Genomic DNA, 1,415 nt, shown 5'->3' with positions numbered 1-1,415 from the left:
TTATCCCAATGCCGAAATTGCTGAAAAACTCAATTTATCTTTAAAACAAGTAAAAAACATTAAAAAAATCGCTATCAAAAAATTAAAAAAATTATATCAAAAAGAATAAAAAAGAGAAATATGTTAAATAAAGTTCACTTAATCGTCCGTCTAAGTCATGATTTAGAAAAACAATATATCAATTCAAACAACGAACAAATCCCTAAAATTGATTTTCAATTAGCAGTCAACCTCAAAGAGATAACCCAATTCATCCCCTGTGTTGTTTTTCGGAAACAAGCTGACAACATGAATAAATATTTACATAAAGGTTCCAAAATTTATCTTGAAGGAACTTTATCCATTCGAAAATACACGAATAACGAAGGACAACCTAAAACTTCCACTCAAGTTATTCTTCAAAATGTAATCTTTTTAGATAATAAACTTCCAAAAACTTTATCTTTTTAAAAAAATCAATTTAATAACAACCAAATAAATTTCCGCATTTAACCCCTTTAAAAAAGGGTTTTTATTTGAAAAAATCCTAAATTGGCAACAACGGCGCGCGCGGGCACACCAAAAGAAATAAAAAAATAAATAATTTTTAAAAACTCAAAGGAAAATTAATATGTCAAAAATAATTATGGAAAAACATAAAAACAAATTAAAAAACCAAGAAAAAACTAATAACAATTTAACAACAACAGCGAAGGAAACTAAAATTTTAACAATCAAAAAATTATCTTTTTTACAAAAAATCACTTACATAACAATTATTTTACATTTTATTTTACAAGTCATTATTATTTATTATGAAAACAAAATTCCTTGGTTTACCACAGGAATTAATAACTTGATTAATATTATTACATCAATTATCCCAGGAGGAAAATAATTATGAAAATTCAAATTAAAAATCAAATTTTTACCACTTTAGTGGTTTTTATCAGTTTATTTTTTACCATCGCTTCACTTTGTGCCTTAAGTAATTACTTCGTTCAACAAAGAAAAGAGACAATTCAATTAATGAATAATTGTCCTTCTTTTACTATTGAACGAACAGGGGGAAATAATGAAGATAAAATCCTTTTACCCCTTCCCCTACCAAACTTAAACCAACAAAAATATCAACATTCAATTACAATCAATCATCAAGCTACTTTAAATACCAACGGAATGGCACTTACCACTCCTTTATATTTTAAAATATCTATTCATTATGAAACAAACAAAACTATCATCAATCCTGAAGAATATTTTTCTTTATCATTCAAAGTTAACGATCAAAAATATGAAGATACTCACCGTCCTTTAATGACTTGCAATGCCAACGGCATTGGCATTATGCAGATTAAAATCATCCTGGAACAACAAAAAATTATCAAAACTAATAATCCTCAATTAGCATTAATTTATGATTACGAATTAGTTGA

The 1,415-nt window shown here is 26.3% G+C and carries 4 protein-coding genes; all 4 read left to right on the top strand.

All coding sequences use genetic code 11. The features are described from left to right. Positions 1–109, top strand: a 109-nt coding sequence (locus AlmWB_RS01805; RefSeq protein WP_275043465.1) for a sigma factor-like helix-turn-helix DNA-binding protein, incomplete at its 5' end; no start/stop codon positions are given. Positions 110–120: 11 nt separating this feature from the next. Then, positions 121–450, top strand: coding sequence for a single-stranded DNA-binding protein (locus AlmWB_RS00780; RefSeq protein WP_050337158.1), 330 nt, complete (start codon positions 121–123; stop codon positions 448–450). Between the two features lie 160 nt (positions 451–610). Beyond that, positions 611–877, top strand: coding sequence for a hypothetical protein (locus AlmWB_RS00775; RefSeq protein WP_050337156.1), 267 nt, complete (start codon positions 611–613; stop codon positions 875–877). 2 nt (positions 878–879) lie between these two features. Further along, a partial coding sequence (locus AlmWB_RS00770) for a hypothetical protein (RefSeq protein WP_157022381.1) occupies positions 880–1,415 on the top strand: 536 nt, incomplete at its 3' end.

The sequence above is a fragment of the Candidatus Phytoplasma phoenicium genome (assembly GCF_001189415.1).
GTDB classification, from domain to species: domain Bacteria; phylum Bacillota_I; class Bacilli_A; order Acholeplasmatales; family Acholeplasmataceae; genus Phytoplasma; species Phytoplasma phoenicium.
The sequence above is the reverse complement of the archived record's forward strand: the minus strand, read 5'-3'. Positions and strand labels throughout refer to the sequence as shown.

What these genes read in the sequence shown, in the direction of transcription:
- AlmWB_RS00780 (WP_050337158.1), top strand. Translation starts at nt 121, where the DNA reads ATGTTAAATAAAGTTCACTTAATCGTCCGTCTAAGTCATGATTTAGAA.
- AlmWB_RS00775 (WP_050337156.1), top strand. Translation starts at nt 611, where the DNA reads ATGTCAAAAATAATTATGGAAAAACATAAAAACAAATTAAAAAACCAA.